This window comes from Nonlabens sp. SY33080, assembly GCF_011784885.1.
Lineage (GTDB): Bacteria > Bacteroidota > Bacteroidia > Flavobacteriales > Flavobacteriaceae > Nonlabens > Nonlabens tegetincola.
In genome coordinates, this window is record NZ_CP050461.1 from 2,509,657 (window position 1) to 2,535,451 (window position 25,795).

Here is a 25,795-nt window from a genome sequence, read left to right on the forward strand (position 1 = left end):
GTTTATTCTTCTTCTTCGTTTGAAGCTTCTTTTTTAGCAGCTTTTGGAGATGGTTGCTCTGCGTTCTTCTCCTTTTTGCGATCTTCTAAACCAGCTTTGATAGCATCGGCAGCAGCTTTTACAACTATATCTACAGATTTTGATGCGTCATCATTTGCAGGAATAACGTAATCGATATTACGTGGATTTGCATTAGTATCAACCATTGCAAAAATTGGAATACCTAATTTAAGAGCTTCTTTTACTGCGATGTGTTCACGTACTGTGTCAACAATAAATAAAGCAGCAGGCATACGAGTCATGTCTACAATAGAACCTAAGTTCTTTTCTAGCTTATCACGCATACGGTCTACTTGTAAACGCTCTTTTTTAGATAATGTCTCATAGCGACCATCTTTTTTCATGCGGTCTACAAGAGCCATTTTCTTAACAGCTTTTCTAATAGTTACAAAGTTAGTAAGCATTCCACCTGGCCATCTTTCTGTGATGTAAGGCATGTTTGCTTCACCAGCATGCTTTGCAACGATATCTTTAGCTTGCTTTTTAGTAGCAACAAAAAGAACTTTACGACCAGATGCAGCGATCTTACGCAATGCTTCACATGCTTCATCTAGCTTTGCAGCTGTTTTGTAAAGATTAATGATGTGGATACCATTACGCTCCATGTAGATGTACGGAGCCATGTTTGGGTCCCACTTACGGGTAAGGTGTCCAAAGTGTACACCAGCGTCAAGTAACGACTTGACTTCAACTTGATTTGCCATATTAATTTAGTTTACGTTCTGTCAGATAGCAATGAACTAGTGGTCTTGAAAATGAATCAATCGCCTATTTCATTTAGATGCTAAACTACGCTCTGGTGGCAACCAGGCTTGACAGCAAATTATTGAAAATAAAAAAGAACAAATCCCACTTGAAAAACAAGTGGGATGAGTATTTGTTGATTAACGTTTAGAGAACTGGAATTTCTTTCTTGCTTTCTTCTGACCGAATTTCTTACGTTCTACCATTCTTGGGTCACGAGTAAGAAGTCCTTCAGGTTTAAGCGCAGTTCTATTTTCTGCATCTATTTCTACAAGTGCTCTTGAAATAGCTAGACGAACAGCTTCTGCTTGTCCAGTGATTCCACCACCATTTACATTTACGTTTACATCGTATTTGTCAACGTTCTCTGTAAGAGAAAATGGTTGCTTTACCTTGTACTGTAAAGGTGCAGTGGTAAAGTATGCATTTAATTCTTTGTTGTTAACAGTGATATTACCAGAACCTTCATTAAGGTATACTCTCGCAACAGCTGTTTTTCTTCTACCTATTTTGTGTAACGTATCCATATTACTTTACCTCGTTAAGATTAATAGTTTTAGGTTGCTGAGCTTCATGACCGTGCTCTGCACCAGAATATACTTTAAGGTTGCGGAAAATCGCACTACCTAATTTATTTTTAGGTAACATACCTTTTATCGCCTTTTCTACTACACGGCTTGGATCTTTATCATAAAGTTCCTGTGCAGTTAAAGAGCGCTGTCCACCTGGATATCCAGTGTGTCTAATGTAAGTCTTCTGGCTCCATTTGTTACCGCTTAACTTTACTTTGTCTGCGTTTATGATAATCACGTTATCACCGCAATCTACGTGAGGAGTAAAGTCTGTCTTGTATTTCCCTCTTAAAAACTTTGCAGCAATTGACGACATACGTCCTAATGGCTGGTCTGCCGCATCTATAAGTACCCATTCTTTATTGACTGTAGCACTGTTTGCTGATATCGTTTTGTAACTTAAAGTATTCACTATGAAACTGTTTTAATTCTCTATTACGATTTTTTCTAACTAAAATCGGAGTGCAAAAGTAATATTTATATTTAGATTGACAAGCAGCTCTTTAAAATATTTTTACTAATTCTTATCTTTTATTGCACTTTGCCTTTGAGCTAAATTATTTTTTTGAAGGTTACTCTAGTAATTTTTGGTGATTACGCTTTCGCGAAAGCGTTGTAAACACTATTACTCGACAACTTCTACGCCTTTCCAAAATGCCACGTAGCCTTCTATATCTTTAGCAGCGTGTTTTGTTTCAGGATAATACCAAGCAGCATCGTTGTTTTGTTTTCCATCAACGTCAATGCTGTAATAACTTGCAACACCTTTCCAAGGGCAATTTGTTTGTGTATTACTTTCTTTAAAAAATTCCTTTTTAATTGAATTAGGAGGAAAGTAATGATTGTTTTCTATAACTAGAGTTTGATCACTCTCAGCAATAACAGTGTTGTTCCAAATAGCTTTCATGATTTAATTTTTTATAAACAAATAGTTTTTGAACAATTGGTCGTTATCTTCATAAATTTCTTTAATCTTTAGACCTGCTTGCTGCGCTAGCCACTCTACCGTGCGATCATCGTATTTTTGTGAAATCTCCGTGTGAATGGTTTCCCATTTATCAAAATTGATATCTAATTCTATAGCGTTTATCTTTACCGTACAAGGTTGTGTGGCTAATAAGAAACTTTTAGCAGTCCCTGTTTCTGGATCATAGGATTCCCAGTGTTCAAAGGTGTCTACAGGGAAATTTGCATCCATTTCCTTGTTGATTCTATATAGTAGGTTCCTGTTGAATTCTTGGGTGACTCCTGTTTTATCTGAGTAAGCATTTTGAATGGTAAGTGGATCTTTCTTTTGGTCAAACCCCATGAATAGATAGTCCTTATCACTCATACTGTTCTGGATTTGCTCCAGAAATTTAATAGCTTCTGGATGTTCTAGATTTCCAATATTAGAACCTAAAACGATGATTAACTTTGGTCTGTTATTGTAGGAAGCGAGTTTGTCTAATACGCTAAAATACCTTCCTTGCTCTCCTTGCACATCCATATCTGGCCATAGATCTTTAATACTGCTGGTGAGTTCGTCTATGGAGTGTTGCGATATATCAATAGGGATGTAAGTGAAATTTGCGTTACGATCGTTTAGGTGCTTAAGTAAAACCTTAGTCTTTTTACCATCACCAGCTCCTAATTCAATAAGGTCTATTCCCTTCTCATCTATAGCGATTTGTGCAAGAGCATCTTTATGCTGGTCTATTATATTGTATTCGGCCTGAGTTAAATAATATTCCGGTAGGGCCATGATTTTTTGAAAAAGTACATCTCCTTTTTCATCATAAATATATCTCGAGCTTAAATATTTGGGATAAGCTGTTAATCCTTCTTTTACGTGTTCTTGAAATTCTTTTTGAAAACGTTCTTGTTTTGTCATATCGATTGGGCCAGTCTAAGGCCAGTAAATTGCCATCTTAGTGGTGCGTGAAAAAAATTACGGTAAGTCAAACGGGCATGATGATCAGGTGTAGCGATCGAATAACCGCGTAGCACTTTTTGATTCACCATGAATTTACCATTATACTCACCAATTGCTCCTGGTGGTTTTTGATATTTGGGATAGGGAAGATAGGCGCTTTCAGTCCATTCCCATCTTTTGCCAAAATTAAAGTTAGGTGCTGCAATTTCCCATTCAAATTCTGTAGGTACTCTTTTTTTGCACCATTGAGCAAATGCAAATGCTTCAAAGTAACTTATGTGCGTTACTATAGCTTTAGGATCAATATTTTGAACACCATTAAGTGTGTAATGTTTCCACTGGTTGTTTTCATTGAACCAATACTGTGGTGCACAAATGTTGTTTTTTTGAACCCAATCCCAGCCTTCGGTGTGCCAAAGTAAGACTTGATTATACCCATTGTCATTTATAAATTCAAGCCATTCGCCATTCGTAACTAATTTGTTAGAAATTGAATAGGGCTCAACATAAACTTTATGTTGTGGTTTTTCATTATCGTATGAAAAACCTTCATTGGAATGGCCTATCTTGTAGATACCTTCTGGGACTTCAAGCCATTCCTGGTTTTGAGGCTCTACAAGTGCATCTGTAGCGTCAATATCATAAACAGGAAGTAAAGGGTTGTTACCTAATATGTATTTGATATCGGTAAGTAATAATTCCTGATGTTGTTTTTCATGATGAATTCCTATCTCTATGATCTCTGTGTGCTCCTTAGTTAAAGTTTGATTCAAAAACTCATTCATGTGAGTAGTCACATAGGAACGGTATTTATAAATATCTTCAACACATGGTCTAGATAGGTTTCCTCTATCCGTACGAACTACTCTTTTTCCTACGCTTTCGTAATAACTATTAAATACGTAAGCATAGTGATCATGAAACCTTTTGTATCCCTTATAAAATTTGGATAATACAAATTCTTCAAAAAACCAGGTAGTATGTCCTAGATGCCATTTAGGTGGCGATACGTCAACAATAGGTTGAACCACATAGTCTTCAGTTTTTAAAGGCCTACATATGTTCTCAGTTTGTTGTCTAGTAGATAGAAATAGTTCTTTGAGTTCGGACATCGACTCAAATTTATAACCTTTTTTGAATTAAGATACTCAAGGTGCTTTTTTTATGAATACCTTATGAAGTAGGCTAGTGCATTACTTTCCTGAATTTTTGAAAATCAGGACTACCACAGTAACAAAGATTGCTATAATCAGAATGTACAGCACCATTAAAAAAGATTGAGGTGTTAATCTTGAATTACGCTCTAGTTCCAGTTGAGCCTCTTTGGCTTCTCTTCTTTTGTCTATTTCCCTTTGTTCGGCTTCACGTTTTTTTATTTGTAGATATCTAGAGGTGTTCTTGGGCTCAAATTCTCGTTCCTTGGCTTCGTTTAAATTGATGCTTAAGGGTGTTCCAGACAGTTTTCCAGTTATTGGATAAACTACAAAATGTCCAGAAGCTGGCATGTAATTTTCCTTGGACCTGTGAATTTGTCTATAGATTAATTCTCCGCCTGGTTGGTCATACATCTCTATCATGTATTTATACAAATTAGGATGTGACCGCCATTCTAGAATAGCCAGCGTCGAGTCCTTGTGCGGCTTTATGTTAAGATCAAATACATATAAGGTCTTAGAGTGTTTGTATTGTGTATTGTCAATACTTCTGTAGTTTTCAAAAGGATCGGTTAATGTGCCTTGAGCACTTATAAGTTGGCATAATCCTAAAAAGAATAGGCTATACAGAAACGACACCTTTAATGGCTGGGTGAGGATCGTAATTTTCAAGAGTAAAGTCTTCGTATTTGAAGTCAAAAATATCAGTAATTTCTGGATTTAACTTCATGACGGGTAATTTTCTAGGTTCTCTAGTAAGTTGTAATTTAACTTGATCCATTAGGTTGTGGTATATATGAACATCACCAAATGTGTGAACAAAATCACCGTATTCAAATCCACACACTTGTGCAACCATCATGGTAAGTAAGGCGTAACTAGCTATATTAAAGGGAACACCTAAGAAAACATCGGCGCTGCGTTGATAAAGTTGACAGCTCAACTTATTATCGGCTACATAAAATTGAAAAAAAGCATGGCATGGTGGTAATGCAGCTTTTCCATTGGCTACATTTTCTGAAAAGCTTACGCTAGTGTTTGGCATAACGCTAGGATTCCAGGCGCTTACCATCATACGGCGACTGTTGGGATTTGTTTTTAAGGTATGGATAACATCCTTTATTTGATCAATGCCTTCACTATTCCAGTTGCGCCATTGATGACCATAAACGGGACCTAGATCACCATTCTCATCGGCCCATTCATTCCAAATACGTACATTGTTTTCCTTTAGAAAGGCAATATTTGTGTCTCCAGAAAGTAACCACAGCAGTTCGTAAATTATTGATTTAAGATGTACTTTTTTGGTTGTTACTAACGGGAAACCTTCTTGAAGATTAAATCGAAGCTGATGTCCAAAAATACTGCGAGTTCCAGTTCCGGTGCGATCTCCTTTATCTATACCTTGGTCTAAAATTAATTGCAGTAAGTCGTGATATTGCTTCATGTATGAAAATGTTATTGTGTAAAATTACTACTAGTTATATTTCGCTTTCGCGAAAGCGAAATGCCAACAATCAAATATAAAGACAACTAATTAATTGTGGTTTTAACCAGCAGAGGAATTTCTTAACTCTGGGAAAAAACTGTGAGCCCATGCGATTGCTTTATCTAAAGAATCAAAAAAACCAAAGGATCCTGAATATAGAGTTTGTTCAATTGTAGCCTGAATTTTTTGCTCTTTGGTGTGACCTACAATTGCAATACCAATTAACTTTTTCGGATTAACTAGTTTGTACACTTTTGGGTCAACGGAATAGCCAAATTGTCGGTTTGAGATGAAAATTACTTTTTTATCCTTATAAGACTCATTAACATCTGTAAGCATGCGCATCGCTAGCTCAGTATCTACGGTCGCGCCTTCATGAACTTTGCCAATGACGTAGTTGTCGTAGCAGAGCAACTCGGCATTAGGGTATTCATATTTTTTGAAATAATTTGTAGACGTCATTGTTTTAAACTCGTCTGCAAATTTATACAAATTATTAAAGAAATGTTAAGGTGTAGCTAAAATTAGTGTTAATTAACCGTAAAGCATTCCGGCTATGGTAGCAGTAAGTAATGCTGCGCAAGTTCCACCTATCAATGCTTTGATTCCGAATTTAGCTAAAGTTGCTCTTTGACTAGGAGCAAGTACGCCTATTCCACCTATTTGAATTCCAATCGAAGCAAAATTTGCAAATCCACATAATGCATAGGTAGCTATAATAATCGATTTAGGGTGTGCGATTTTACCGGCTTCTTTGAGATCTTTCAATGAGCCATATGCAATAAACTCATTAAGTATTGTTTTTTCACCAAGTAGCTGTCCTATCAATACAATATCGTCACTATGAACTCCAATTATCCATGCTATTGGGGCAAAAATGTTCCCTAATATATACTGCATTGATAAATTCTCGTATTGACCGTTAGTGTAATCGTTAATTACCACATTAAGTCCTGTCCATTCACCTATTAAATCGCCTAATGTCCAGTTTACAACGGCGATAAGTGCTGTAAATACTAATAACATAGCACCTACATTAACAGCTAGCTTTAAACCATCGGTAGTACCTCGTGAAATAGCATCAAGTATATTAGTTCCTATTTTATCTTTAGATACTTTTAATGATCGATCAATTTTTTCAGGATTAGTTTCAGGAAATAGCATTTTGGCTATTACAATTGCTGCTGGGGCACTCATAATAGATGCTGTGAGCAATTGTTTTGTAAAAAATACTTCTTGTTCTGGATCTCCTTGTCCCAAAAACCCTATGAAAGCTGCAAGGACACCACCGGCAATGGTTGCCATACCACCTACCATTAAACACAGTATTTCTGACTTAGTCATTTTTTCTAAGTACGGTTTAACGACAAGAGGTGCTTCGGTTTGTCCAATAAAAATATTTGCTGCGGCAGCAAGTGATTCTGCTCCACTTAGTCTCATTGTTTTACTCATTACCCATGCAAATACAAATACCACTTTTTGTAAAATACCTAGGTAGTACATGAGTGATGTAAAAGCTGAAAAGAATACTATGGTAGGTAGAACTTTAAATGCAAAAATGTAACCCCATGATTGTTTATCGTCAACAAAACTCCCAAAAACAAACTCGGCACCAGCCTCACTAACATTAAGAAATTTTACTACACCGGTAGATATTGCATCAAATATGATAGCTACTGTTTCAAAGTTAAGTACTGCTATGGCAAATAATATTTGCTAGGCCAGACCTATCCCTACTAGTTTCCAATCTATTTGTTTGCGATTGGAACTTAATAAAAAGCAGATTCCAATTATAAAAATCATTCCTATGAGTCCACGATAGAGACTTTCAAATGTTATTCCAAAAGCCTTAGTGGATTCAAATGCCGCGGTGGTACTTTCCGTTTGAGCAAGTCCAAAAACGGGTGCCAAAAACAATAAAATAGGTAAAACGTATTTAAGTTTTGCTGTTAGAGCTGTCATGTGGTGATTGGATTATCGTTTTGAGATCTCGTCTCTTATTTGTGCTGCCAATTCGTAGTCTTCTCTTGAAACAGCATCGCCTAGCATTTTATTAAGTTCTTTTAAGCTGTAATTGCTATAATCTTCTTTTGTATCTGTTGTGGAGCTCATCAATTCTTCAACAACCTCATCACTGTCTACAGGATCTTGAGATAATTCTTTGTCTGGTGTAATGTTTTGTTGAATCCCTGCTTCATCTAATATGTTTTCATAAGTAAAAACAGGAGCTTTAAAACGTACTGCAAGTGCTATGGCGTCACTAGTTCTTGCATCAATTATTTCTTCTATCTTATCTCTTTCACAGATTAAACTACTGTAAAAAACACCATCGACTAGCTTGTGTATAATTACTTGTTTTACAACAATGCTATAACGTTCGGCAAAGTTTTTAAATAAATCATGAGTAAGTGGTCTGGGTGGACTTAATTCCTTTTCCAGTGCTATGGCAATACTTTGTGCTTCAAAAGCTCCTATGACAATAGGTAATTGTCTAGTGCCATCTACTTCCTTTAATACGAGTGCATAAGCGCCATTTTGTGTTTGGCTGTAAGATATTCCTCGTATGCTAAGTCGTTTTAGACTCATAAATTTATTTCATGAATTAAAAAAGCTGTGCAAAAATGAGGTTTTTCTCCTTTTGCACAGCCTTAAATCTAAGATTTTCTTAAGAAATAATCTAGAAATTATGAATTTGCTGCTTTAAAAGCCTTTAATTTCTCAATTAGAGCAGGTACAACTTCAAAAGCGTCACCTACTACACCATAATCAGCAGCTTTAAAGAAAGGTGCTTCTGGGTCTGTATTAATAACAACTTTAGTTTTTGAAGCGTTAATACCAGCTAGGTGTTGTATCGCACCAGAAATTCCAATTGCGATGTATAGGTTTGTAGCAACTGGCTTACCAGTTTGTCCTACGTGTTCACCATGAGGTCTCCATCCCATATCAGATACAGGTTTTGAACAAGCCGTAGCGGCTCCTAGAACTTCTGCAAGTTCTTCAATCATTCCCCAATTTTCTGGACCTTTAAGACCACGACCTGCGCTTACTACGATTTCTGCATCTGCGATACTTACTTTATCTGTAGCTTTATCTACAGACTGCACGTGCACCTTAAGATCTGATTCTTCAATTTGAGTAGCAAGTTCATTTACCGTACACTCAACTGCATTCTCTTTAAGGCCATAAGCATTTTGAGAAAGTCCTACCAGTTTAACATCGGTTGTGATTTCTGTATTGGCAAATGCTTTGTTTGTGAAAACACTACGCTTTACTGTAAATGGAGAGCTACTAGATGGTAATCCTACTACATTAGTAACGTATCCAGCTTCAAGAGCTACGCTTAATAGGGATCCTAGGTATTTTGAATTTGCGCTAGAGCTTATAACTACTACTTGAGCATTTTCTGCCTTGGCAGCTTGTGCAATAGCCTTGGCATAAGCGCCTGCATTAAATTTTTCTAGAGAGCTGTCTGTTGCATTGTGTAATCTATTCACTCCATAAGTTCCTAGATCACCAGCGCCGTTTGCATGAAATGCAACTGCAGCAACATCTGTACCTAGCATGTCTGCAATACCTTTTGCATAACTAGCCACTTCGTATGCATTTTTCTTGAATGCACCGTTTTCTGATTCTGTATATACTAAAACTGACATATGTGTTGTGTTTAAAGTTTGTGGTAATTACGCTTTCGCGAAAGCGTAAACTCTACCACATTAATGTTTTATTTAAATAGCTTTTGCCTCGTTGTGTAAAAGGTCGATAAGCTGATCAAGATTGTCTGCATCTACTAACTTAACATCACCTTTAGGAGCTGGTTTTTCAAATGAAACAGTTTTTGTTTCTTCTGAACCTTGAGCAGCTGGCTTTACATTCAAAGGCTTTTTACGAGCCATCATAATTCCTCTCATGTTAGGAATACGTAAGTCGCTTTCTTCTACCAATCCTTTCTGACCACCTATAACTAAAGGAAGTGTAGTGGTTACTGTTTCTTTACCACCATCGATTTCACGTATTGCAGTAGCGTTATTCCCATCGATTTCTAGAGAGATACAAGTGTTTACAAAACTAGCACCTGTCATTGCAGCAACCATTCCAGGAACCATACCACCGTTATAGTCGATCGATTCACGTCCTCCTATAACTAGATCATAACCACCTTCTTTAACTACTGCCGCAAGTTCTTGAGCTACAGAATAACCATCTGTTGCAGGAGCATCTACTCTAATTGCAGTATCGGCACCTATAGCAAGTGCTTTTCTTAAGGTAGGTTCTACCTCTGCACCACCTACTGTTACAACCTCAACACTTGCGCCTTGTTTTTCTTTAAACCACATGGCACGAGTAAGACCGAACTCATCGTTGGGATTAATTACAAATTGTACACCGTTAGTGTCAAATTTTGAATCGTTATCGGTAAAATTAATTTTTGAAGTCGTGTCTGGAACATGACTTATACAAACTAAAATCTTCATATTTATATGCTTTTATCGTCTTTTTCAAACGTTTGCGAAATTACGATAAAATCGGCAAAAAAACTATGCGTGCATAATAAATTTTTACAAAAAAATGGAATTTTAACTTGAATTATAGGTAGTAGTGCTTCAAATATACGCTATTCTCAAACGTTGTAGTCTGTAAGGATCGAAAATATCAAATATTTTATAACGCTTTTTAGCATTTTTATTGATAGTAGTGCTTTATTTTTGTTGTCCTTATTGTTAAAACAGTTCTATGAAAACAATACAATTCCGTGAGGCCGTTTGTGAGGCCATGAGTGAAGAGATGAGACGTGATGAGTCTATCTATTTAATGGGTGAAGAAGTGGCAGAATATAACGGTGCTTATAAGGCATCAAAAGGAATGTTGGATGAGTTTGGTCCTAAACGTGTTATTGATACACCAATATCTGAGTTAGGTTTTGCAGGAGTAGGAGTAGGGTCTACCATGACGGGTAATCGTCCTATTATTGAGTTTATGACGTTCAATTTCTCTCTTGTAGGTATTGATCAAATTATAAACAATGCTGCAAAAATCCGTCAGATGTCAGGTGGACAAATTAAATGTCCAATCGTTTTTCGTGGACCTACAGCTAGTGCTGGGCAACTTGCCGCGACTCACTCACAAGCTTTTGAAAGCTGGTTTGCAAACTGTCCTGGGCTTAAAGTTGTTGTACCGTCAAATCCTTATGACGCCAAAGGTTTATTGAAGGCTGCAATTCGAGATGATGATCCAGTAATTTTCATGGAATCTGAGCAAATGTATGGTGATAAAGGTGAGGTGCCAGAGGATGAATATGTATTGCCACTAGGTGTTGCTGATATAAAAAGAGAAGGAACTGATGTTACGATAGTTTCATTTGGAAAAATTATTAAAGAAGCGTATACAGCAGCAGAAGAGCTTGAGAAGGATGGTATTTCTTGTGAAATCATAGATCTAAGAACAGTGAGACCATATGATAAAGAAGCGATTCTTGAATCGGTAAAGAAAACGAATAGATTGGTTATTCTTGAGGAAGCATGGCCATTTGGAAATGTATCTACAGAGATCTCGCACATGGTTCAAGCTGAAGCATTTGATTACTTAGATGCTCCTATTTATAAAATTAATACTCAAGACACTCCTGCACCCTATTCACCAGTACTTTTAAAGGAATGGTTACCTAATCACGAGGATGTGATAGAAGGTGTCAAAAAAGTGATGTATAGAAAATAGATTTCTATAACATAAAGAGTTTATAACCCAGCTTTCTAGCTGGGTTTTTATTTGTCTATTAAGTAACCATTCATAATTCCTCCATTTCTTAACCTTATTATCTGACCTTCATCAACAAATAGAGGCATGGTGGAAGCTTCTGCATTGCCAGAATTACTATTATTTGTTCCTGTATTGGTAACAAAGGATCCGTCAATTTCAATTTCATTTATAGGGTTAGTGTTAGTTTGATTGGAAGTTAGATAAACGAATACCTTGTTTGCAGGAACAGTATACGAAGTATTTGCATAGATAGGTACTATAGTGGCATCTACTAAAAAACCATTGATTACACAATTACCTAACGCGTAATCTTGTTGTCCTATGATAATAGGATTATTAAATGTCGGAAATCCATAGGTAGCACGAGTATTACTTATTAACGTATAAGATAAGGATTGTGAAAAATCAAATGCTTGTAAAGTAAGGGCGGCATTCCCGCGATAAACAGAGGTAATATATAAATTTTTCCCAGTAGGAACAGTAAAGCTGCCTAAGCTCAAGTTTACAGTAACTGGTTGTAGCTCGTTCATTCCATCAGGGAATTTGGGATTTAAATATGTTTTTAAGAAACCTTCATTTTCTCCTTGAATTAGCTTTTTCCAGCCACTACCGTGATCGTAATACCAATAACCCTTTGTAACAGATCCGTTACCTGTTATGTATATCATCATGCCATCTTGGTTTGAAGTTGCGGTAGTTGGAAATTCATCATTTTTCGGTAATAAAATACCGTTGTATTCAGCAGTTGTTCCTGCTGCAATTTCAAGATTTGCATTAGGACTTGTGGTGTTTATACCAACCTGACTTAGGCATACGGTATTAATAATTAAAAACAATGAAATAAGTAAGTTTTTCATGAGAATTGGTTTCTCGTTTATGGGTTTTTAAATTAAAAGGTTAACACTTCGTGATTAAAAAGTAATAGACTTATAACTTCACTTACTTATATTCGTTTCTTCTATTGTTATATAATTTGACACCTATCCCACTTGTCATGGAAAAATTACCTACCTGTTTATTGAGAAGTCTCCATTTATTACTGTTTTCCATTTTTATATGTTCTTCTTATTCCATGGCTCAAACTAAAGTAGGTGGAGTAGTTTATGATGATCTAGGAGAAACAGTTGCTTTTGCAAATGTGGTGTTTCCAAATTCAAGTGAAGGTACGATCACTAATGACAACGGAAGATTTTACCTACAATCTGATAATTCATTTGACAGTATAGAAGTTTCCTTTATCGGTTATAAAACCCAAGTTATAAAACTTAATGCTAAAGTTTCCCTAGATTTAACTATCACTTTGGAAACTGAAACAGCTTCGTTAGATGAAGTGGTTGTATACACTGGTAAAACTTCAAAAAAGAATAATCCTGCCATAGATATTTTGAGAAAAGTATGGGAGAATAGACGTAAGAATGGTCTAGCTCAATTTAAGCAGTATCAATATGATAAATACGAGAAATTAGAATTTGATATGAACACTATCGATAGTGCCATGATTAATTCTAAGCTTTTTAGAGGGATGGAGTTTATTTTTGATTATGCAGATACAAGTAGGGTTACAGGTAAAACTTACTTGCCTATTTTTATTAATGAGTCACTCGCTAAGGTATACGGAGATAATCAATTAAATAAAAAAAAGGAAGATGTCAAGGCTAATAAAAACTCAGGTTTTTCAAACAATCAAACTATAATCGCATTCGTAAAAGATCTGTACAATGATATAGATGTCTACGATAGATATTTAAAATTCTTTGATAAGAGCTTTGCTAGCCCAGTAGGTAAAGCAGGTATTGATACTTATAATTACGTCTTGAGAGATACCGCTTTAGTTGATGGTGTCGAATCTTATAATATTATCTACTATCCTCGACGTAAAAATGAACTTACTTTTAAAGGTGACTTTTGGGTGGCTGCAGAATCCTATGCTATCAAAGAAATAAATATGCAAGCCACTAAAAGTGCTAATATTAATTGGGTAAAAGAGATTTATATAGAGCAAGAATTTGACGTTCTCAATGACAGTTTATTCTTAATCACCAGAGATTATTTCATGAGTGATTTTGCACTCAATAAAAAAGAAAAATCCAAGGGTATTTACGGTAAGCGTACTACCCTTTATGATAATTATCAATTTGATATTGAAAAACCAGCAGACTTTTACAAGCGTAGGGTCAATGATTTTGATCCAGAAGTTTATAATCGTGACGAGGCGTATTGGGATCAAAATAGATTGGAAAAACTTAACAAAGACGAGAAACAAATTTATGTAATGCTGGACACGCTTAAAAAGAATAAGAAATTTAAGCGACTGTACAATTTAGGGACCATACTCGCATCTGGTTACTATGAAATGGATGGTTACGATATTGGACCTATATTTTCAATCTTTGGATTTAACGATGTTGAAGGATTAAGACTAAGAGCTGGTGGAAGAACTTTTTTTACTTCCAATGACCCGTGGCGTATTGAAGGATATACCGCCTATGGATTTAGAGACGACAAGTTTAAATATGGGATTTCTGGAAAAGCGTTATTAGACAAGCGTAGCAGGCTTACTGTATACGCAGGAAACAGAAGAGATGTAGAACAACTAGGAGCGAGTTTAACAAATACAAACGACGTACTAGGTCGCAGTCTAGCTTCAAGCGCACTGATAAGTGCAGGTAACAATAACAGATTATCTAACATTAACTTAAGTACCGTAGGTGTAAGTTTTGAACCGGTTTATAATTTTGAAGTTAGATTAAACGGTAGTTATAGAACCATAGAAACAGCTAATCCAGGAGTTTTTAGTTTGGATTATTTGGATCCTGACACAGGTGAGGTATCAGGTGAAGTAAAACAATCTGCAATAACATTAACCACCACTTATACGCCTGGTAGAAAAATGTCTAATTATGGAGTTGATAGAACATTGATAAATGAGGGCGCATATCCCATTTTGTATATGAATTATACCAAAGGGATTAAAGATCTTTTGAATAGTGACTTTAATTATGATAAGTTTTCTTTTTATTATTCTCACCCATTTCAAATAGGTGCCTTTGGACGATTGACTGCTCGGGTTGAAGCTGGTAAAACTTTTGGAACCGTTCCATTATCCTTACTTAATGTAGTTCCAGGAAATCAAACTTATTTTAATATACAAGGAACATTTAATACGATGGATTTCTACGAGTTCGTTACAGATCAATACGCCACCATACATTTAGATCATAATTTCAATGGTCGTTTGTTTTCTCGTATACCAGGATTAAGAGATTTACAGCTTAGAGAGTTGGTAGGTGTAAAGGCAGTATATGGAACTATCAGTGATGAAAACAGGGCTATAAATCGCAGTGGTTTAATGTACCGCGCTCCAGAGGATGTTTACTGGGAATATAGCGCAGGTATAGGTAATATCTTTAAAATATTGCGCATTGATGTTAGTTTTAGAGGTAGTTATAACTTCTTACCCGATGCTAGGTCGATGGCAATAACCGGTAGTTTTGGTTTTAGTTTTTAATAGTAAATATAGGTGTGCGCTTTCGCGAAAGCGTGGCATACTACAAACCCATACCTAGTAATTAAACAGTAAAAAGCCGATGCTTATTTTAAAGTATCGGCTTTTTCAATCAACAAACAACCAACTACTATTATGCTGTCTCAATCATTTTTTTATTATTACTTAAGACTAAAGCTAAGTTACCTAGTAAAACACCATAAATAACTTTAGAACAAACATCTGCAATCGTATAAGTGATCTGTCTACCTACTACACCAGACTCATTGTATAAGAAACCTTCTATCCCTGCTAGGTGAGGCATTAAATACGCTCCTGGATATAAGAACCATGAGATTAAAAATAATATCCAAATATTAGAAAGTATTTTTTGGCCTTTTTTTGGAATACCTTCTTTACCTTCTTTAATAACCTTATTCATTAACCATAATATATGGAAGAAAAATACCGTTGAGATAGCACCCCAAATGAAAAAGGCAGGAAGATTTGTTACTTCATAATATTGACCTATGTAACCGGTTATAATCATCATCGCTCCTGAAAACCAAAATTGATTTCTCACAGAGCTAACTTTAGATTTAGTTAGTGTAACCACAAATAGAATTTGAAAAAGTAACATAGGAACATCGATTAACCAATTAAGGTACCTGTATCCATTGTTAAACAAGTCTCCATCTGGATTTAAAAAATACTTACCTGCTTCAGGATCAAAGGAAAAGCTAGAAGTCCAGTTACCTGCTTGTGCATATAGCAATAATGCCGCAGAAACCATTACAACTGCCGATAGTATGTTGGACATTCTATATTTTTTGTCAACGTTTTTAATGGTGAGGATAAAGTACAGAAGCCCTGCAAACATTACCGCATATCCTAAAGTAAGTACATGTGAGGTCATTTGGTAGGCCATTTCAGAGAAACCTTCTGACGCTCCTACATAATTTTCAAAGTTGGAATTACCTAAATCTTGTATCATCTTTTTTTTATAAAAGTACTCACACATATCTTTTTGTTTAAGCTTATTAGATAAAAATTAAACAAAAAATAAGAAAACTTTATGGAACCTCCTTTTAAGGTCGATTGATGCTTTAACATTTATTTCATTATTTCAATAATTAAGGCCATTAGATTTAAGTTACTCAATCGATTTCTTAACATTTATTTGTTACATTAGCAAGATTTTAAACCAAACAATTTTATTACTTATGGAATCATACATGATTTATTTGCCAGTTGCACTGGCGCTTTTAGGCCTAGTTTATATGGTCATCAAAAAATCTTGGGTTATGAAACAAGATGCTGGAGATGGAACGATGAAAGAAATTTCGGATCATATTTATGAAGGTGCACTCGCATTTTTAAAAGCAGAATACAAACTGCTTTCCATTTTTGTAATCATTGTCAGTGTTTTACTGGCGATTGTATCAGTAGTTGTCCCTACTACACACTGGATGATTGTTATTGCTTTTGTTTTCGGAGCCGTCTTCTCTGCTTATGCTGGTAATATTGGAATGAAGATAGCTACAAAAACTAACGTTAGAACTACACAAGCTGCAAAAACGAGCTTGCCTAAAGCCCTTGGAATTTCATTTGGTGGAGGAACAGTAATGGGTCTAGGAGTAGCTGGTCTAGCTGTATTAGGACTCACAGCATTCTTTATCTTGTTTTTCCAGTTATTTATGAATGGGGAATGGGCTGCAACAGAATTTATGGGTGAAACAAGAACAGCAGGAGATCTTATGACTATTGTACTGGAAACACTAGCAGGTTTTTCACTTGGAGCAGAATCGATTGCACTGTTTGCTAGAGTAGGTGGTGGAATATATACTAAAGCAGCCGACGTTGGAGCAGATCTAGTAGGTAAAGTAGAAGCTGGCATTCCCGAGGATGATCCTCGTAATCCAGCAACCATTGCAGATAATGTTGGGGATAATGTAGGTGATGTAGCAGGAATGGGCGCAGACCTCTTTGGATCCTATGTGGCAACGGTTCTAGCAGCTATGGTTTTAGGAAATTATGTAATTAGAGATATGGGTGGTGATATAACTAGTGAAGGGTTTGGAGGAATAGGTCCTATCTTATTACCTATGGCAATTGCAGGTGTAGGTATCATCATATCTGTAATAGGTACGATGCTTGTTAAAATTAAAAGTAATGAGGCTAAAGAAGCTCAGGTAATGGGTGCTTTAAATATAGGAAACTGGACATCTATTGTTCTTGTAGCAATAGCCTGTTATGGCCTGTGTACCTGGATGTTGCCAGAAACGATGAAAATGGATTTCTTTGGTATAACAAATCCTGTTGAGGTTTCTTCTTTTAATGTTTTTCTAGCAACTCTTGTTGGATTAGTAGTAGGTGCAGTTATATCCTCGGTTACAGAATATTATACTGGTTTGGGAAAAAGACCAATTCTTAAGATTGTACAACAATCTTCAACCGGTGCAGGAACAAACATTATTGCAGGTCTAGCTACGGGAATGATTTCTACCTTTCCTTCAGTAATTTTATTTGCCGGAGCGATTTGGGCATCTTATGCTTTTGCTGGTTTCTATGGTGTTGCGCTTGCAGCAAGTGCAATGATGGCTACAACTGCAATGCAATTAGCAATTGATGCCTTTGGACCAATTTCTGATAATGCTGGTGGTATTGCCGAAATGAGTGAACAAGACCCTATCGTAAGAGAACGTACTGATATATTGGATTCAGTAGGTAATACTACGGCAGCAACCGGAAAAGGTTTTGCAATTGCATCGGCAGCATTAACCTCATTAGCCTTGTTTGCAGCCTATGTTACATTCACAGGAATAGACGGTATCAATATCTATAAGGCTCCTGTTCTTGCGATGTTATTTGTAGGAGGCATGGTGCCTGTTGTATTTAGCGCACTTGCCATGAATGCGGTAGGTAAGGCAGCTATGGAAATGGTTTATGAGGTACGTCGTCAATTCAAGGAAATAGCTGGAATAATGGAAGGAACTGGAAAGCCAGAGTACGATAAATGTGTAGCTATATCAACTCAGGCATCTTTAAAACAAATGTTACTACCTGGTTTGTTAACCATAGGTTTTCCATTGATTATTGCATTTGTCCCTATGATATTTGGAATGGATCATCTTGCTATTGCCGAGATGTTAGGTGGTTATATGGCTGGTGTAACGGTAAGTGGTGTTCTTTGGGCAATTTTCCAAAACAATGCTGGTGGCGCTTGGGACAATGCTAAAAAGTCTTTTGAAGCAGGTGTTGAAATCAACGGTGAAATGACATACAAAGGGTCAGATGCTCATAAGGCTGCAGTAACTGGTGATACAGTAGGAGATCCATTTAAGGATACATCTGGTCCTTCCATGAATATTTTGATTAAATTGACTTGTTTAATTGGTTTAGTAGTGGCTCCTATATTAGGCGGTCATTCTGAAGATGCACAAGTTAATAACGAGGATCAGACTAAAAAGGAATTAATTGTTGAGCCTGTTAAAGAAGAGGTAGTTACCATCGAATACAGATAAAAAAATCTATCTCAATAAAAAAAGGGTAGCTTTTAAAAGCTACCCTTTTTTTATTGAAACACTTATAAAGCTTATAAATTAAAAGCTTCTTTAACTTGGTCTACATAGTCCAGTTTTTCCCAAGTGAAAAATTCAACTTCCTTTTCTACTCGACCTTTATAAGGGCTTTCAAAAACACGTTTTTCAACATAAGGTTCACGACCCATGTGACCATAAGCCGCTGTTTTTTCATAAATCGGGTTACGTAATTTCAACCTACTTTCTATTGCCGCAGGTCTCATATCAAATATCTCGGCTACGATTTTAGAAATCTCACCATCAGTCATTTCAACATTTGCGGTTCCATAAGTGTCTACTAGGATTGAGGTAGGTTCTACCACACCTATTGCATAACTTACTTGTATAAGCACCTCGCTTGCAAGTCCTGCCGCAACTAAATTTTTTGCAACATGTCTAGCAGCATAGGCAGCACTGCGATCTACTTTAGAAGGATCTTTACCAGAAAACGCTCCACCACCGTGAGCTCCTTTACCACCATAAGTGTCTACAATTATTTTACGTCCAGTAAGTCCAGTATCTCCATGAGGACCACCAATTACAAATTTTCCAGTCGGATTGATGTGATAGGTGATATTATCATTAAACAGCTTTTGAGCATACTCTGGAAGCTGGGCGATAACTCTAGGAATTAAAATTTCAACAAGATCTTTTTTAATTTTCGATAACATCTCATTATCATTATTAGAAAACGGATCGTGTTGTGTAGATATTACTATAGCATCTATACGTTGGGGTACATTATCATCACTGTATTCAATAGTTACTTGTGATTTGGCATCTGGTCTTAAATAAGTAATATCCTTATTTTCTCTGCGTAAGGCTGCTAGTTCGATTAATATTTTGTGCGAGATATCCAGTGCTAGTGGCATGAAATTCTCAGTTTCATTCGTAGCATAACCAAACATCATTCCTTGGTCACCTGCTCCTTGTTCTTCTTTTGTAGCTCTATCCACACCTTGATTTATGTCTTGAGATTGTTCATGTATTAAAGAAATAACACCACATGAATCTCCAGAAAATTGATATTCTCCTTTAGTATAACCTATACGGTTAATTACATCTCTTGCGATGTGTTGAACATCAATGTAAGAATCAGTTTTTACCTCGCCGGCAAGAACTACTTGACCAGTTGTGACAAGAGTTTCACAAGCAACTTTTGATTCTGGATCAAAAGCAAGAAAATTATCTAATAAAGCGTCGCTTATTTGATCTGCGACTTTATCTGGGTGACCTTCACTCACAGATTCACTTGTAAATAAATAGGGCATATTTTTATTACGCTTTCGCGAAAGCATACCTTAAAGCATACTACGCATTAATAATTAAGAACAAAATTGGGCTGTATAGTTAGATAGTCTTACTGTTTTAGCGTTTATGAATTAAGAAATCTCAATTCGAGGTCGCAATCAGCCAAATCTGTCCTCGTTTAATCGGCAACAAATGTAAGAGTTATTAAATTAATAGTTATTAAGAGTTCATATTAAATTAACAATTTGAGAGTTTAACTTTATTTTAATTAGGTGTAATGTATTTAAAAACAGCTATTTGTAAATCCTAGTAAATTAATAGGGATTAAATTTCATTAAAACTTTGGAATTGTAAAATTTCTTTTTGAATATTTGTACTCACGTTCATTACCATACTGAAATTATCAAGAAAGGACGAGGGAACAGACCCGATGACTCCTTAGCAACCCTTAATTCTAAATTAAGAAGGTGCTACTTTCTGCCTAGTTAATAGGAGAGATGATACGCAGGCCAGTAGGTAACTACTCCATTACGTTTCTTTTTTGATTTATCGATTCTTGCATAGAGCAAGAGGATATCTATTTCATACGGTTTTGGGCATTTAATTAATTTTTTTAAACAATTACAATGTCACAAAAATTTTCAACAACTTCATTACACGCAGGTCATGATTTTAAAGCAAACGCTGGTACAAGAGCAGTACCCTTGTATCAATCCACAAGCTATGTCTTTAATAACAGCGATCATGCTGCAAATTTATTTTCACTAGCTGAACCTGGTTTTATTTATACTAGGATTAACAACCCTACAGTAGATGTTCTTGAGCAGCGATTAGCTGCCCTAGAAGGTGGTATTGCTGCTGTAGCCACAGCATCTGGTACAAGTGCGATATCAACTACCTTACTAACTTTATTGCGAGCTGGTGATCATATTATTGCAAGCAATTCTCTTTATGGTGGTACTTATAACCTACTATCAGTAACCTTACCAAGACTTGGGATTACCACCACTTTTGTAGATCCTAATGAGCCAGATTCTTTTATCAATGCGTTACAAGAAAACACCAGAGCTGTTTTTGTAGAGTCACTTGGAAATCCCAAACTAGATGTGCTCGACCTTAAAAAAATAAGTTCACAAGCTCAACAAGCAAAGGTGCCGTTAATTGTTGATAATACCGTTGCAACACCTTTTTTACTCAACCCTATTGAACATGGTGCAAATATTGTTATCCACTCACTTACAAAATACATAAATGGGAATGGAACAGCGCTAGGAGGAATTATTATAGATGCGGGAACGTTTGATTGGACAAATGGTAAATTCCCTGAATTTACAGAGCCTTCACCGGGCTATCATGGTCTTGTGTATAGTGAGGCTTTAGAAGCGGCAGCATTTATTGCCAAGGTGCGAATTGAAGGTTTGAGAGATTTAGGTGCGGCAATTTCACCATTCAATGCATGGCAAATCATACAAGGCCTAGAAACTCTAGAGTTACGAATCCAAAAGCATTCTGAGAATGCACTTAAAATCGCAAATTGGTTAGAGTCAAGGGAAGAAGTTGCCTGGGTTAATTATCCTGGTCTATCATCGAGTAAGTATTATCAGCTTGCCCAAGAGTACTTGCCTAAAGGACAAAGTGGAATCGTCACCTTTGGAGTAAAGTCCGGTTTTGAAGGAGCAAAAACTATCGCCGATAAAACGGAGTTGTTTTCGCTTTTAGCTAATATAGGCGATACAAAATCTCTAATTATACATCCTGCCAGTACCACACACCAACAATTGTCTGATGAACAGCAATTAAGTACAGGTGTTTCAAAAGATTTAATTCGACTTTCGGTAGGTCTAGAAAGCGTTGATGACTTAATAGCCGATCTAGAATCTGCTTTTGAAAAAGTATCACAAACTGTAAAAATTTAATATGTCACAGTTAAAAAAAGTGAGAATTCCAGACTTTAAAACAGTATCTGGTAAAATTCAAGATATTAGTGTTTCCTATCAGATTTTTGGGCGTGAACTACATACCGCGCCCATAATTCTGATTACTCATGCACTCACGGGCAATTCAAATGTTACTTCTTGGTGGCCACAATTGGTAGGTTTGGGAAAGGTCATCGACCTTGATCGTTATACCGTATTGACCTTTGATATACCGGGAAACGGATACTCAGAAGAAGTTGATGAGCTTATCTTTAATTATCAAGATTGGAATTTAAAAGATGTGGGATACGCTTTCGCGAAAGCGATCAACACCTTAAACATCTCAACCATTGACCTAGCTTTAGGAGGAAGTATAGGTGGAGCTGTACTATGGGAGTTAATTACGATTGCGCCGTCCCTAATTAAAAGTATTGTTCCTATTGCTGCAGACTGGAAGTCTACTTTATGGTTACAAGCGTGTTGTCATGTACAACAAACCATTTTAGAAAACAGTGATAAACCTATTGAAACAGCTAGACAACATGCGATGACGTTATATAGATCGCCAGCAGGCATTAATCAAAAATTTGAAAAAGATGCTGGAACTGTACAAGCATGGTTAAATTATCATGGTCTTGCATTACAAGAACGATTTACACTACCAGCATACAGACATTTAAATCATTTGTTAAGTCAATTTGACGTTACAAATGGAAGCAATGATATTGAGTCCATCGCTATTAAGTCTAAAGCTAGTATCGATATTATTTGTATAAATAGTGACGGTTTTTTCCTTGCTGAGGAAGATATAGCTACGTATGAAACAATTAAAAACAAGGTTCCATCGTCATTGAATATTATACAATCTGTTCACGGTCACGATGCATTTCTCATTGAACACGATCAATTAATTAATATTTTAAAACGGATTGTAAAAAAACGCGTGAAACTTCATTTGGTTTCAGAAACAAAAGCACTTGCTTAAAAATACTAAAAGGATGAAACTAGTACACTTATATATTTTTGGAATAGGAAATGTGGGTAAAACTCTAATAGAACAGGTTCTTGAATCCCATACCTTCTTCAAAGAAAAACACGAATTAGATCTACGAATTGTAGGTTTGGCCAACAGCACACATACTGTTTTAAAGGAATCGGGTGTTGATGAGGACTGGCAAAATGAATTTAAATCTAAAGGTATGGATCGCAAGCCCGATGCTTTTTATGAATCGTTTGCCACTATTCCAGATTTTAAAATTGCCGTAGACGCTACCGCGAGTAAAGATTTAAGCCTTTATTACGTAGAGTTGTTATCAAAGGGTTTTCATATCGTGACAGCTAATAAAATTGCAAACACATTAAATTATACCTACTACAAAGAAATTCGTGAAATAGCGGCTTTTAAGGATTTACGGTTTGAATACGAGACTAATGTAGGTGCAGCTTTACCTATTGTAGAGTCGATAAAGCAATTGTATAAAAGCGGTGAAGAGATCGTGAAAATATCAGGAGTTTTTTCTGGTTCTCTAGGCTATATTTTTTCACGTTTTTCTCAAGAAGAGAAACAATTTTCACAGTTGTTACAGGACGCACTTGTAGATGGTTATACCGAGCCAGATCCTAGAGATGATTTGTCTGGAATGGATGTTGCTAGAAAATTACTGATATTGGCACGTGAAGCAGGGTATGTGATCGAATTGGATGATATTGAGGTCGATAATCTAGTACCAGTTGAATTAAGGAATATTGGAAAGCAAGAATTCCTTGACCGTATAAACGAACTTGACACACCTTTTCAAAATTTAAAGAAGAATCTAGGTGAAAATAGCGTATTACGCCATCTAGGTATTCTTGATCTTAAAAAAGAAAGTCTTACAGTAAAGTTAGAAGTAGTAGATAAACAATCGCCTGCTGGTTTATTACGAGGCAGTGATGGTTTTTTTGAGGTTTACACAAAATCTTACGGAAAACAACCCTTAGTCATTCAAGGAGCTGGAGCTGGTAAACAGGTGACAGCTCGCGGTCTATTATCAGATATCATAAAGGTAGCAATGACCACTGGACAACCGGTTTTAAGATAAAAGGTTTTTTATATTTACCGTTGTGTAAAATTAAGCAGCTATGTTATCCAGAAAAACAAAATACGGGATTAAAGCACTCACATATCTAGCAAAAAACGGCAATGAAAAGCCTATAGCTATATCGACAATTGCCAAAGCAGAAAACATCCCACATAAATTTCTAGAAAGCATCTTACTTGAATTACGTAGGCAGGACATTCTTACCAGTCGTAAGGGAAAAGGTGGAGGATACTTGTTGTTAACTACACCTAATGAAATAAAAATGAGTACGGTCCACCGAATATTGGAAGGGCCTATTGCTATGTTACCTTGTGTAAGTTTAAATTTTTATGAAAAGTGCGAAGACTGTAAAGACGAAGAAACCTGCAGTGTGAATAGACTTATGGCTCAAGTAAGGGATAATACACTCGCTATATTAGAAAATCAAACATTAGCAGATTTATTAAAGTAAAAAATAATACCCTACTGTTTTGGTAGGGTATTACTTTATGAAGTATATTCGTACCGTTAAGTTTTAACCGATAGTTTTGAAAGGTCATGTTAAGCGAGTGATCTGACGATATTAAGATGGGCTGTTTTCTTTTTATTACACTCGCTTCCTTGACTGTTTTCTTCTCAAAACTTTAAGATCATTTCTTTTTAACATTGTCTGCTTTTATTTGGATAGCAATACGTTGATAGCGACCTTTGTAGTATAATACAAATCAAATCATGAGTAAAGAAATGATTACAACCGATATTCTTATTATCGGTGCTGGTCCCACAGGATTATTTGCGGTTTTTGAAGCTGGATTACTTAAACTTAAATGTCATATAATTGATGCACTTGCGCAACCAGGTGGGCAGCTTACCGAACTATATCCTAAAAAACCCATTTATGATATTCCTGGCTTTCCAGATGTTCTTGCTGGTGATTTGATCGATAATCTAATGAAACAAATAGAGCCTTTTCAACCTGGTTTTACATTAGGAGAAAGAGCACAAACTATAGAGAAACAAGAAGATGGTTCCTTTATAGTTACTACAAATAAGGGAACGCAGCATCACACAAAAATAGTGGCGATTGCTGGTGGATTGGGATCCTTTGAACCGCGTAAACCAGCTATTGAAAATCTAGACAAGTATGAAGACAATGGTCTAGTCTACATGATTAAAAATCCAGAGGATTATCGCGATAAAAAAGTAGTAATTGCTGGTGGTGGCGATAGTGCTTTGGATTGGACTATTTATTTGGCCGATGTTGCTAGTGAAGTGACACTAGTTCATAGGAGAGAAGAATTTAGAGGTGCATTAGATAGCGTTGAAAAAGTTCAAGAACTAGTTGAGCAGGATAAAATTAGGTTAATTACTCCTGCAGAAGTGAAGGCGATAAATGGTGAGAGTAGAGTGGAGTCTGTTGAAATTCAGCATAATGATAAAGCAAAAAGAATGGAGGTGATTGACTGTGATGCCTTCATTCCATTATTCGGGCTTGCCCCAAAATTGGGTCCAATCGCCGATTGGGGATTAGAGATTGAAAAAAATGCTATTAAGGTTGACAACACTCTAGATTATCAAACTAACATACCGGGAATTTATGCTATTGGTGATGTTAACACATATCCAGGGAAATTGAAATTAATACTCTGTGGTTTTCATGAGGCAACTTTAATGTGTCAAAGTGCTTATCAACGTATATTTCCAGACAAAAGATATGTTATGAAATATACAACAGTAGGTGGTGTATCTGGTTTTGATGGATCGCATAAAGTTGCTGAAAAAGCTGTTGTAAAAAAAATAGGTCAAAAAGCTTAA

23 protein-coding genes, 1 pseudogene and 1 riboswitch are annotated in these 25,795 nt (G+C 36.2%); of the genes and pseudogenes, 8 read left to right on the forward strand and 16 right to left on the reverse strand.

Features of this window, described 5'->3' with window-relative positions:
• Positions 1 to 2: 2 nt before the first annotated feature.
• The 13 genes and pseudogenes from rpsB to HCN53_RS11385 form a co-directional block, all read right to left on the reverse strand.
• The gene (gene rpsB / locus HCN53_RS11325; protein WP_042275960.1) at positions 3 to 764 is read right to left on the reverse strand and encodes a 30S ribosomal protein S2; all 762 of its coding nucleotides are present in this window, start codon (positions 762 to 764) and stop codon (positions 3 to 5) included.
• 180 nt (positions 765 to 944) lie between these two features.
• The gene (gene rpsI / locus HCN53_RS11330; protein WP_042275957.1) at positions 945 to 1,331 is read right to left on the reverse strand and encodes a 30S ribosomal protein S9; all 387 of its coding nucleotides are present in this window, start codon (positions 1,329 to 1,331) and stop codon (positions 945 to 947) included.
• Position 1,332: 1 nt separating this feature from the next.
• The gene (rplM, locus tag HCN53_RS11335) at positions 1,333 to 1,788 is read right to left on the reverse strand and encodes a 50S ribosomal protein L13 (protein WP_042275954.1); all 456 of its coding nucleotides are present in this window, start codon (positions 1,786 to 1,788) and stop codon (positions 1,333 to 1,335) included.
• A 213-nt stretch (positions 1,789 to 2,001) separates the two neighbouring features.
• Entirely contained in the window at positions 2,002 to 2,283 is a 282-nt protein-coding gene (locus tag HCN53_RS11340) for a DUF427 domain-containing protein (protein ID WP_172792945.1), read from the reverse strand.
• A gap of 3 nt (positions 2,284 to 2,286) precedes the next feature.
• Positions 2,287 to 3,249: an L-histidine N(alpha)-methyltransferase gene (locus tag HCN53_RS11345; protein WP_167343016.1), complete on the reverse strand. Its 963-nt coding sequence runs from the start codon at positions 3,247 to 3,249 to the stop codon at positions 2,287 to 2,289.
• A complete protein-coding gene (gene egtB / locus HCN53_RS11350; RefSeq protein WP_167343017.1) occupies positions 3,246 to 4,403 on the reverse strand; it encodes an ergothioneine biosynthesis protein EgtB in 1,158 nt (385 codons plus the stop codon). Before egtB ends, HCN53_RS11345 begins: the two co-directional genes overlap by 4 nt.
• Positions 4,404 to 4,484: 81 nt before the next feature.
• Positions 4,485 to 5,084 (reverse strand): hypothetical protein, encoded by a 600-nt coding sequence (locus HCN53_RS11355; RefSeq protein ID WP_157539236.1) that lies wholly within the window; start codon positions 5,082 to 5,084, stop codon positions 4,485 to 4,487.
• A complete protein-coding gene (locus HCN53_RS11360) occupies positions 5,068 to 5,892 on the reverse strand; it encodes a thymidylate synthase (RefSeq protein WP_105018272.1) in 825 nt (274 codons plus the stop codon). Before HCN53_RS11360 ends, HCN53_RS11355 begins: the two co-directional genes overlap by 17 nt.
• A 102-nt stretch (positions 5,893 to 5,994) precedes the next feature.
• Complete coding sequence (locus HCN53_RS11365) at positions 5,995 to 6,396, reverse strand: thymidylate synthase (protein ID WP_105018273.1); 402 nt, start codon at positions 6,394 to 6,396, stop codon at positions 5,995 to 5,997.
• A gap of 72 nt (positions 6,397 to 6,468) precedes the next feature.
• Positions 6,469 to 7,896, reverse strand: a pseudogene (locus HCN53_RS11370) (NupC/NupG family nucleoside CNT transporter).
• A gap of 12 nt (positions 7,897 to 7,908) precedes the next feature.
• Positions 7,909 to 8,520 carry a bifunctional nuclease family protein gene (locus HCN53_RS11375; protein ID WP_042275936.1) on the reverse strand — a complete coding sequence of 204 codons (612 nt, stop codon included), beginning with the start codon at positions 8,518 to 8,520 and terminating at the stop codon, positions 7,909 to 7,911.
• A 98-nt stretch (positions 8,521 to 8,618) separates the two neighbouring features.
• Complete coding sequence (locus tag HCN53_RS11380) at positions 8,619 to 9,587, reverse strand: electron transfer flavoprotein subunit alpha/FixB family protein (RefSeq protein ID WP_042275934.1); 969 nt, start codon at positions 9,585 to 9,587, stop codon at positions 8,619 to 8,621.
• 72 nt (positions 9,588 to 9,659) lie between these two features.
• Entirely contained in the window at positions 9,660 to 10,406 is a 747-nt protein-coding gene (locus HCN53_RS11385) for an electron transfer flavoprotein subunit beta/FixA family protein (RefSeq protein WP_042275932.1), read from the reverse strand.
• Positions 10,407 to 10,665: 259 nt separating this feature from the next.
• Here HCN53_RS11385 and HCN53_RS11390 point away from each other — a divergent pair, with 259 nt between their 5' ends.
• Complete coding sequence (locus HCN53_RS11390; RefSeq protein WP_105018277.1) at positions 10,666 to 11,646, forward strand: pyruvate dehydrogenase complex E1 component subunit beta; 981 nt, start codon at positions 10,666 to 10,668, stop codon at positions 11,644 to 11,646.
• Between the two features lie 47 nt (positions 11,647 to 11,693).
• Here the strand turns inward: HCN53_RS11390 and HCN53_RS11395 are convergent, their stop codons facing one another.
• On the reverse strand, positions 11,694 to 12,545 hold the full coding sequence (locus tag HCN53_RS11395) for a hypothetical protein (RefSeq protein WP_167343018.1): 852 nt from the start codon (positions 12,543 to 12,545) through the stop codon (positions 11,694 to 11,696).
• 137 nt (positions 12,546 to 12,682) lie between these two features.
• Here HCN53_RS11395 and HCN53_RS11400 point away from each other — a divergent pair, with 137 nt between their 5' ends.
• Positions 12,683 to 15,196: a DUF5686 and carboxypeptidase-like regulatory domain-containing protein gene (locus HCN53_RS11400; protein ID WP_167343019.1), complete on the forward strand. Its 2,514-nt coding sequence runs from the start codon at positions 12,683 to 12,685 to the stop codon at positions 15,194 to 15,196.
• Between the two features lie 130 nt (positions 15,197 to 15,326).
• Here HCN53_RS11400 and HCN53_RS11405 read toward each other — a convergent pair whose 3' ends face one another.
• On the reverse strand, positions 15,327 to 16,166 hold the full coding sequence (locus HCN53_RS11405; RefSeq protein WP_167343020.1) for a bacteriorhodopsin: 840 nt from the start codon (positions 16,164 to 16,166) through the stop codon (positions 15,327 to 15,329).
• A 229-nt stretch (positions 16,167 to 16,395) separates the two neighbouring features.
• On the opposite strand from HCN53_RS11405, the gene HCN53_RS11410 reads away from it, so the two are divergent.
• A complete protein-coding gene (locus tag HCN53_RS11410) occupies positions 16,396 to 18,696 on the forward strand; it encodes a sodium-translocating pyrophosphatase (protein WP_084692470.1) in 2,301 nt (766 codons plus the stop codon).
• Between the two features lie 71 nt (positions 18,697 to 18,767).
• On the opposite strand, the gene metK is transcribed toward HCN53_RS11410, so the two are convergent.
• A complete protein-coding gene (gene metK, locus HCN53_RS11415) occupies positions 18,768 to 20,024 on the reverse strand; it encodes a methionine adenosyltransferase (protein WP_167343021.1) in 1,257 nt (418 codons plus the stop codon).
• Positions 20,025 to 20,401: 377 nt separating this feature from the next.
• Positions 20,402 to 20,508, forward strand: a riboswitch (SAM riboswitch).
• Positions 20,509 to 20,630: 122 nt separating this feature from the next.
• Between metK and HCN53_RS11420 the strand changes: the two genes are divergently transcribed.
• The 5 genes from HCN53_RS11420 to HCN53_RS11440 all read left to right on the forward strand — a co-directional run bounded on the left by HCN53_RS11420 (position 20,631) and on the right by HCN53_RS11440 (position 25,795).
• A complete protein-coding gene (locus HCN53_RS11420; protein ID WP_167343022.1) occupies positions 20,631 to 21,920 on the forward strand; it encodes an O-acetylhomoserine aminocarboxypropyltransferase/cysteine synthase family protein in 1,290 nt (429 codons plus the stop codon).
• Between the two features lies 1 nt (position 21,921).
• Positions 21,922 to 22,905 (forward strand): alpha/beta fold hydrolase, encoded by a 984-nt coding sequence (locus tag HCN53_RS11425; protein ID WP_167343023.1) that lies wholly within the window; start codon positions 21,922 to 21,924, stop codon positions 22,903 to 22,905.
• 13 nt (positions 22,906 to 22,918) lie between these two features.
• A complete protein-coding gene (locus HCN53_RS11430) occupies positions 22,919 to 24,001 on the forward strand; it encodes an aspartate kinase (protein WP_167343024.1) in 1,083 nt (360 codons plus the stop codon).
• 40 nt (positions 24,002 to 24,041) lie between these two features.
• Positions 24,042 to 24,452: an RrF2 family transcriptional regulator gene (locus tag HCN53_RS11435; protein ID WP_167343025.1), complete on the forward strand. Its 411-nt coding sequence runs from the start codon at positions 24,042 to 24,044 to the stop codon at positions 24,450 to 24,452.
• A 272-nt stretch (positions 24,453 to 24,724) separates the two neighbouring features.
• Entirely contained in the window at positions 24,725 to 25,795 is a 1,071-nt protein-coding gene (locus HCN53_RS11440) for an NAD(P)/FAD-dependent oxidoreductase (protein WP_167343299.1), read from the forward strand.

What these genes read in the sequence shown, in the direction of transcription:
- HCN53_RS11420 (WP_167343022.1), top strand. Translation starts at nt 20,631, where the DNA reads ATGTCACAAAAATTTTCAACAACTTCATTACACGCAGGTCATGATTTT.
- HCN53_RS11425 (WP_167343023.1), top strand. Translation starts at nt 21,922, where the DNA reads ATGTCACAGTTAAAAAAAGTGAGAATTCCAGACTTTAAAACAGTATCT.
- HCN53_RS11430 (WP_167343024.1), top strand. Translation starts at nt 22,919, where the DNA reads ATGAAACTAGTACACTTATATATTTTTGGAATAGGAAATGTGGGTAAA.
- HCN53_RS11395 (WP_167343018.1), bottom strand. Translation starts at nt 12,545, where the DNA reads ATGAAAAACTTACTTATTTCATTGTTTTTAATTATTAATACCGTATGC.
- HCN53_RS11380 (WP_042275934.1), bottom strand. Translation starts at nt 9,587, where the DNA reads ATGTCAGTTTTAGTATATACAGAATCAGAAAACGGTGCATTCAAGAAA.
- HCN53_RS11340 (WP_172792945.1), bottom strand. Translation starts at nt 2,283, where the DNA reads ATGAAAGCTATTTGGAACAACACTGTTATTGCTGAGAGTGATCAAACT.
- HCN53_RS11440 (WP_167343299.1), top strand. Translation starts at nt 24,725, where the DNA reads ATGATTACAACCGATATTCTTATTATCGGTGCTGGTCCCACAGGATTA.
- HCN53_RS11365 (WP_105018273.1), bottom strand. Translation starts at nt 6,396, where the DNA reads ATGACGTCTACAAATTATTTCAAAAAATATGAATACCCTAATGCCGAG.
- metK (WP_167343021.1), bottom strand. Translation starts at nt 20,024, where the DNA reads ATGCCCTATTTATTTACAAGTGAATCTGTGAGTGAAGGTCACCCAGAT.
- HCN53_RS11345 (WP_167343016.1), bottom strand. Translation starts at nt 3,249, where the DNA reads ATGACAAAACAAGAACGTTTTCAAAAAGAATTTCAAGAACACGTAAAA.
- HCN53_RS11360 (WP_105018272.1), bottom strand. Translation starts at nt 5,892, where the DNA reads ATGAAGCAATATCACGACTTACTGCAATTAATTTTAGACCAAGGTATA.
- HCN53_RS11405 (WP_167343020.1), bottom strand. Translation starts at nt 16,166, where the DNA reads ATGATACAAGATTTAGGTAATTCCAACTTTGAAAATTATGTAGGAGCG.
- HCN53_RS11435 (WP_167343025.1), top strand. Translation starts at nt 24,042, where the DNA reads ATGTTATCCAGAAAAACAAAATACGGGATTAAAGCACTCACATATCTA.
- HCN53_RS11375 (WP_042275936.1), bottom strand. Translation starts at nt 8,520, where the DNA reads ATGAGTCTAAAACGACTTAGCATACGAGGAATATCTTACAGCCAAACA.
- HCN53_RS11390 (WP_105018277.1), top strand. Translation starts at nt 10,666, where the DNA reads ATGAAAACAATACAATTCCGTGAGGCCGTTTGTGAGGCCATGAGTGAA.
- HCN53_RS11410 (WP_084692470.1), top strand. Translation starts at nt 16,396, where the DNA reads ATGGAATCATACATGATTTATTTGCCAGTTGCACTGGCGCTTTTAGGC.
- egtB (WP_167343017.1), bottom strand. Translation starts at nt 4,403, where the DNA reads ATGTCCGAACTCAAAGAACTATTTCTATCTACTAGACAACAAACTGAG.
- rpsI (WP_042275957.1), bottom strand. Translation starts at nt 1,331, where the DNA reads ATGGATACGTTACACAAAATAGGTAGAAGAAAAACAGCTGTTGCGAGA.
- HCN53_RS11385 (WP_042275932.1), bottom strand. Translation starts at nt 10,406, where the DNA reads ATGAAGATTTTAGTTTGTATAAGTCATGTTCCAGACACGACTTCAAAA.
- HCN53_RS11400 (WP_167343019.1), top strand. Translation starts at nt 12,683, where the DNA reads ATGGAAAAATTACCTACCTGTTTATTGAGAAGTCTCCATTTATTACTG.
- rpsB (WP_042275960.1), bottom strand. Translation starts at nt 764, where the DNA reads ATGGCAAATCAAGTTGAAGTCAAGTCGTTACTTGACGCTGGTGTACAC.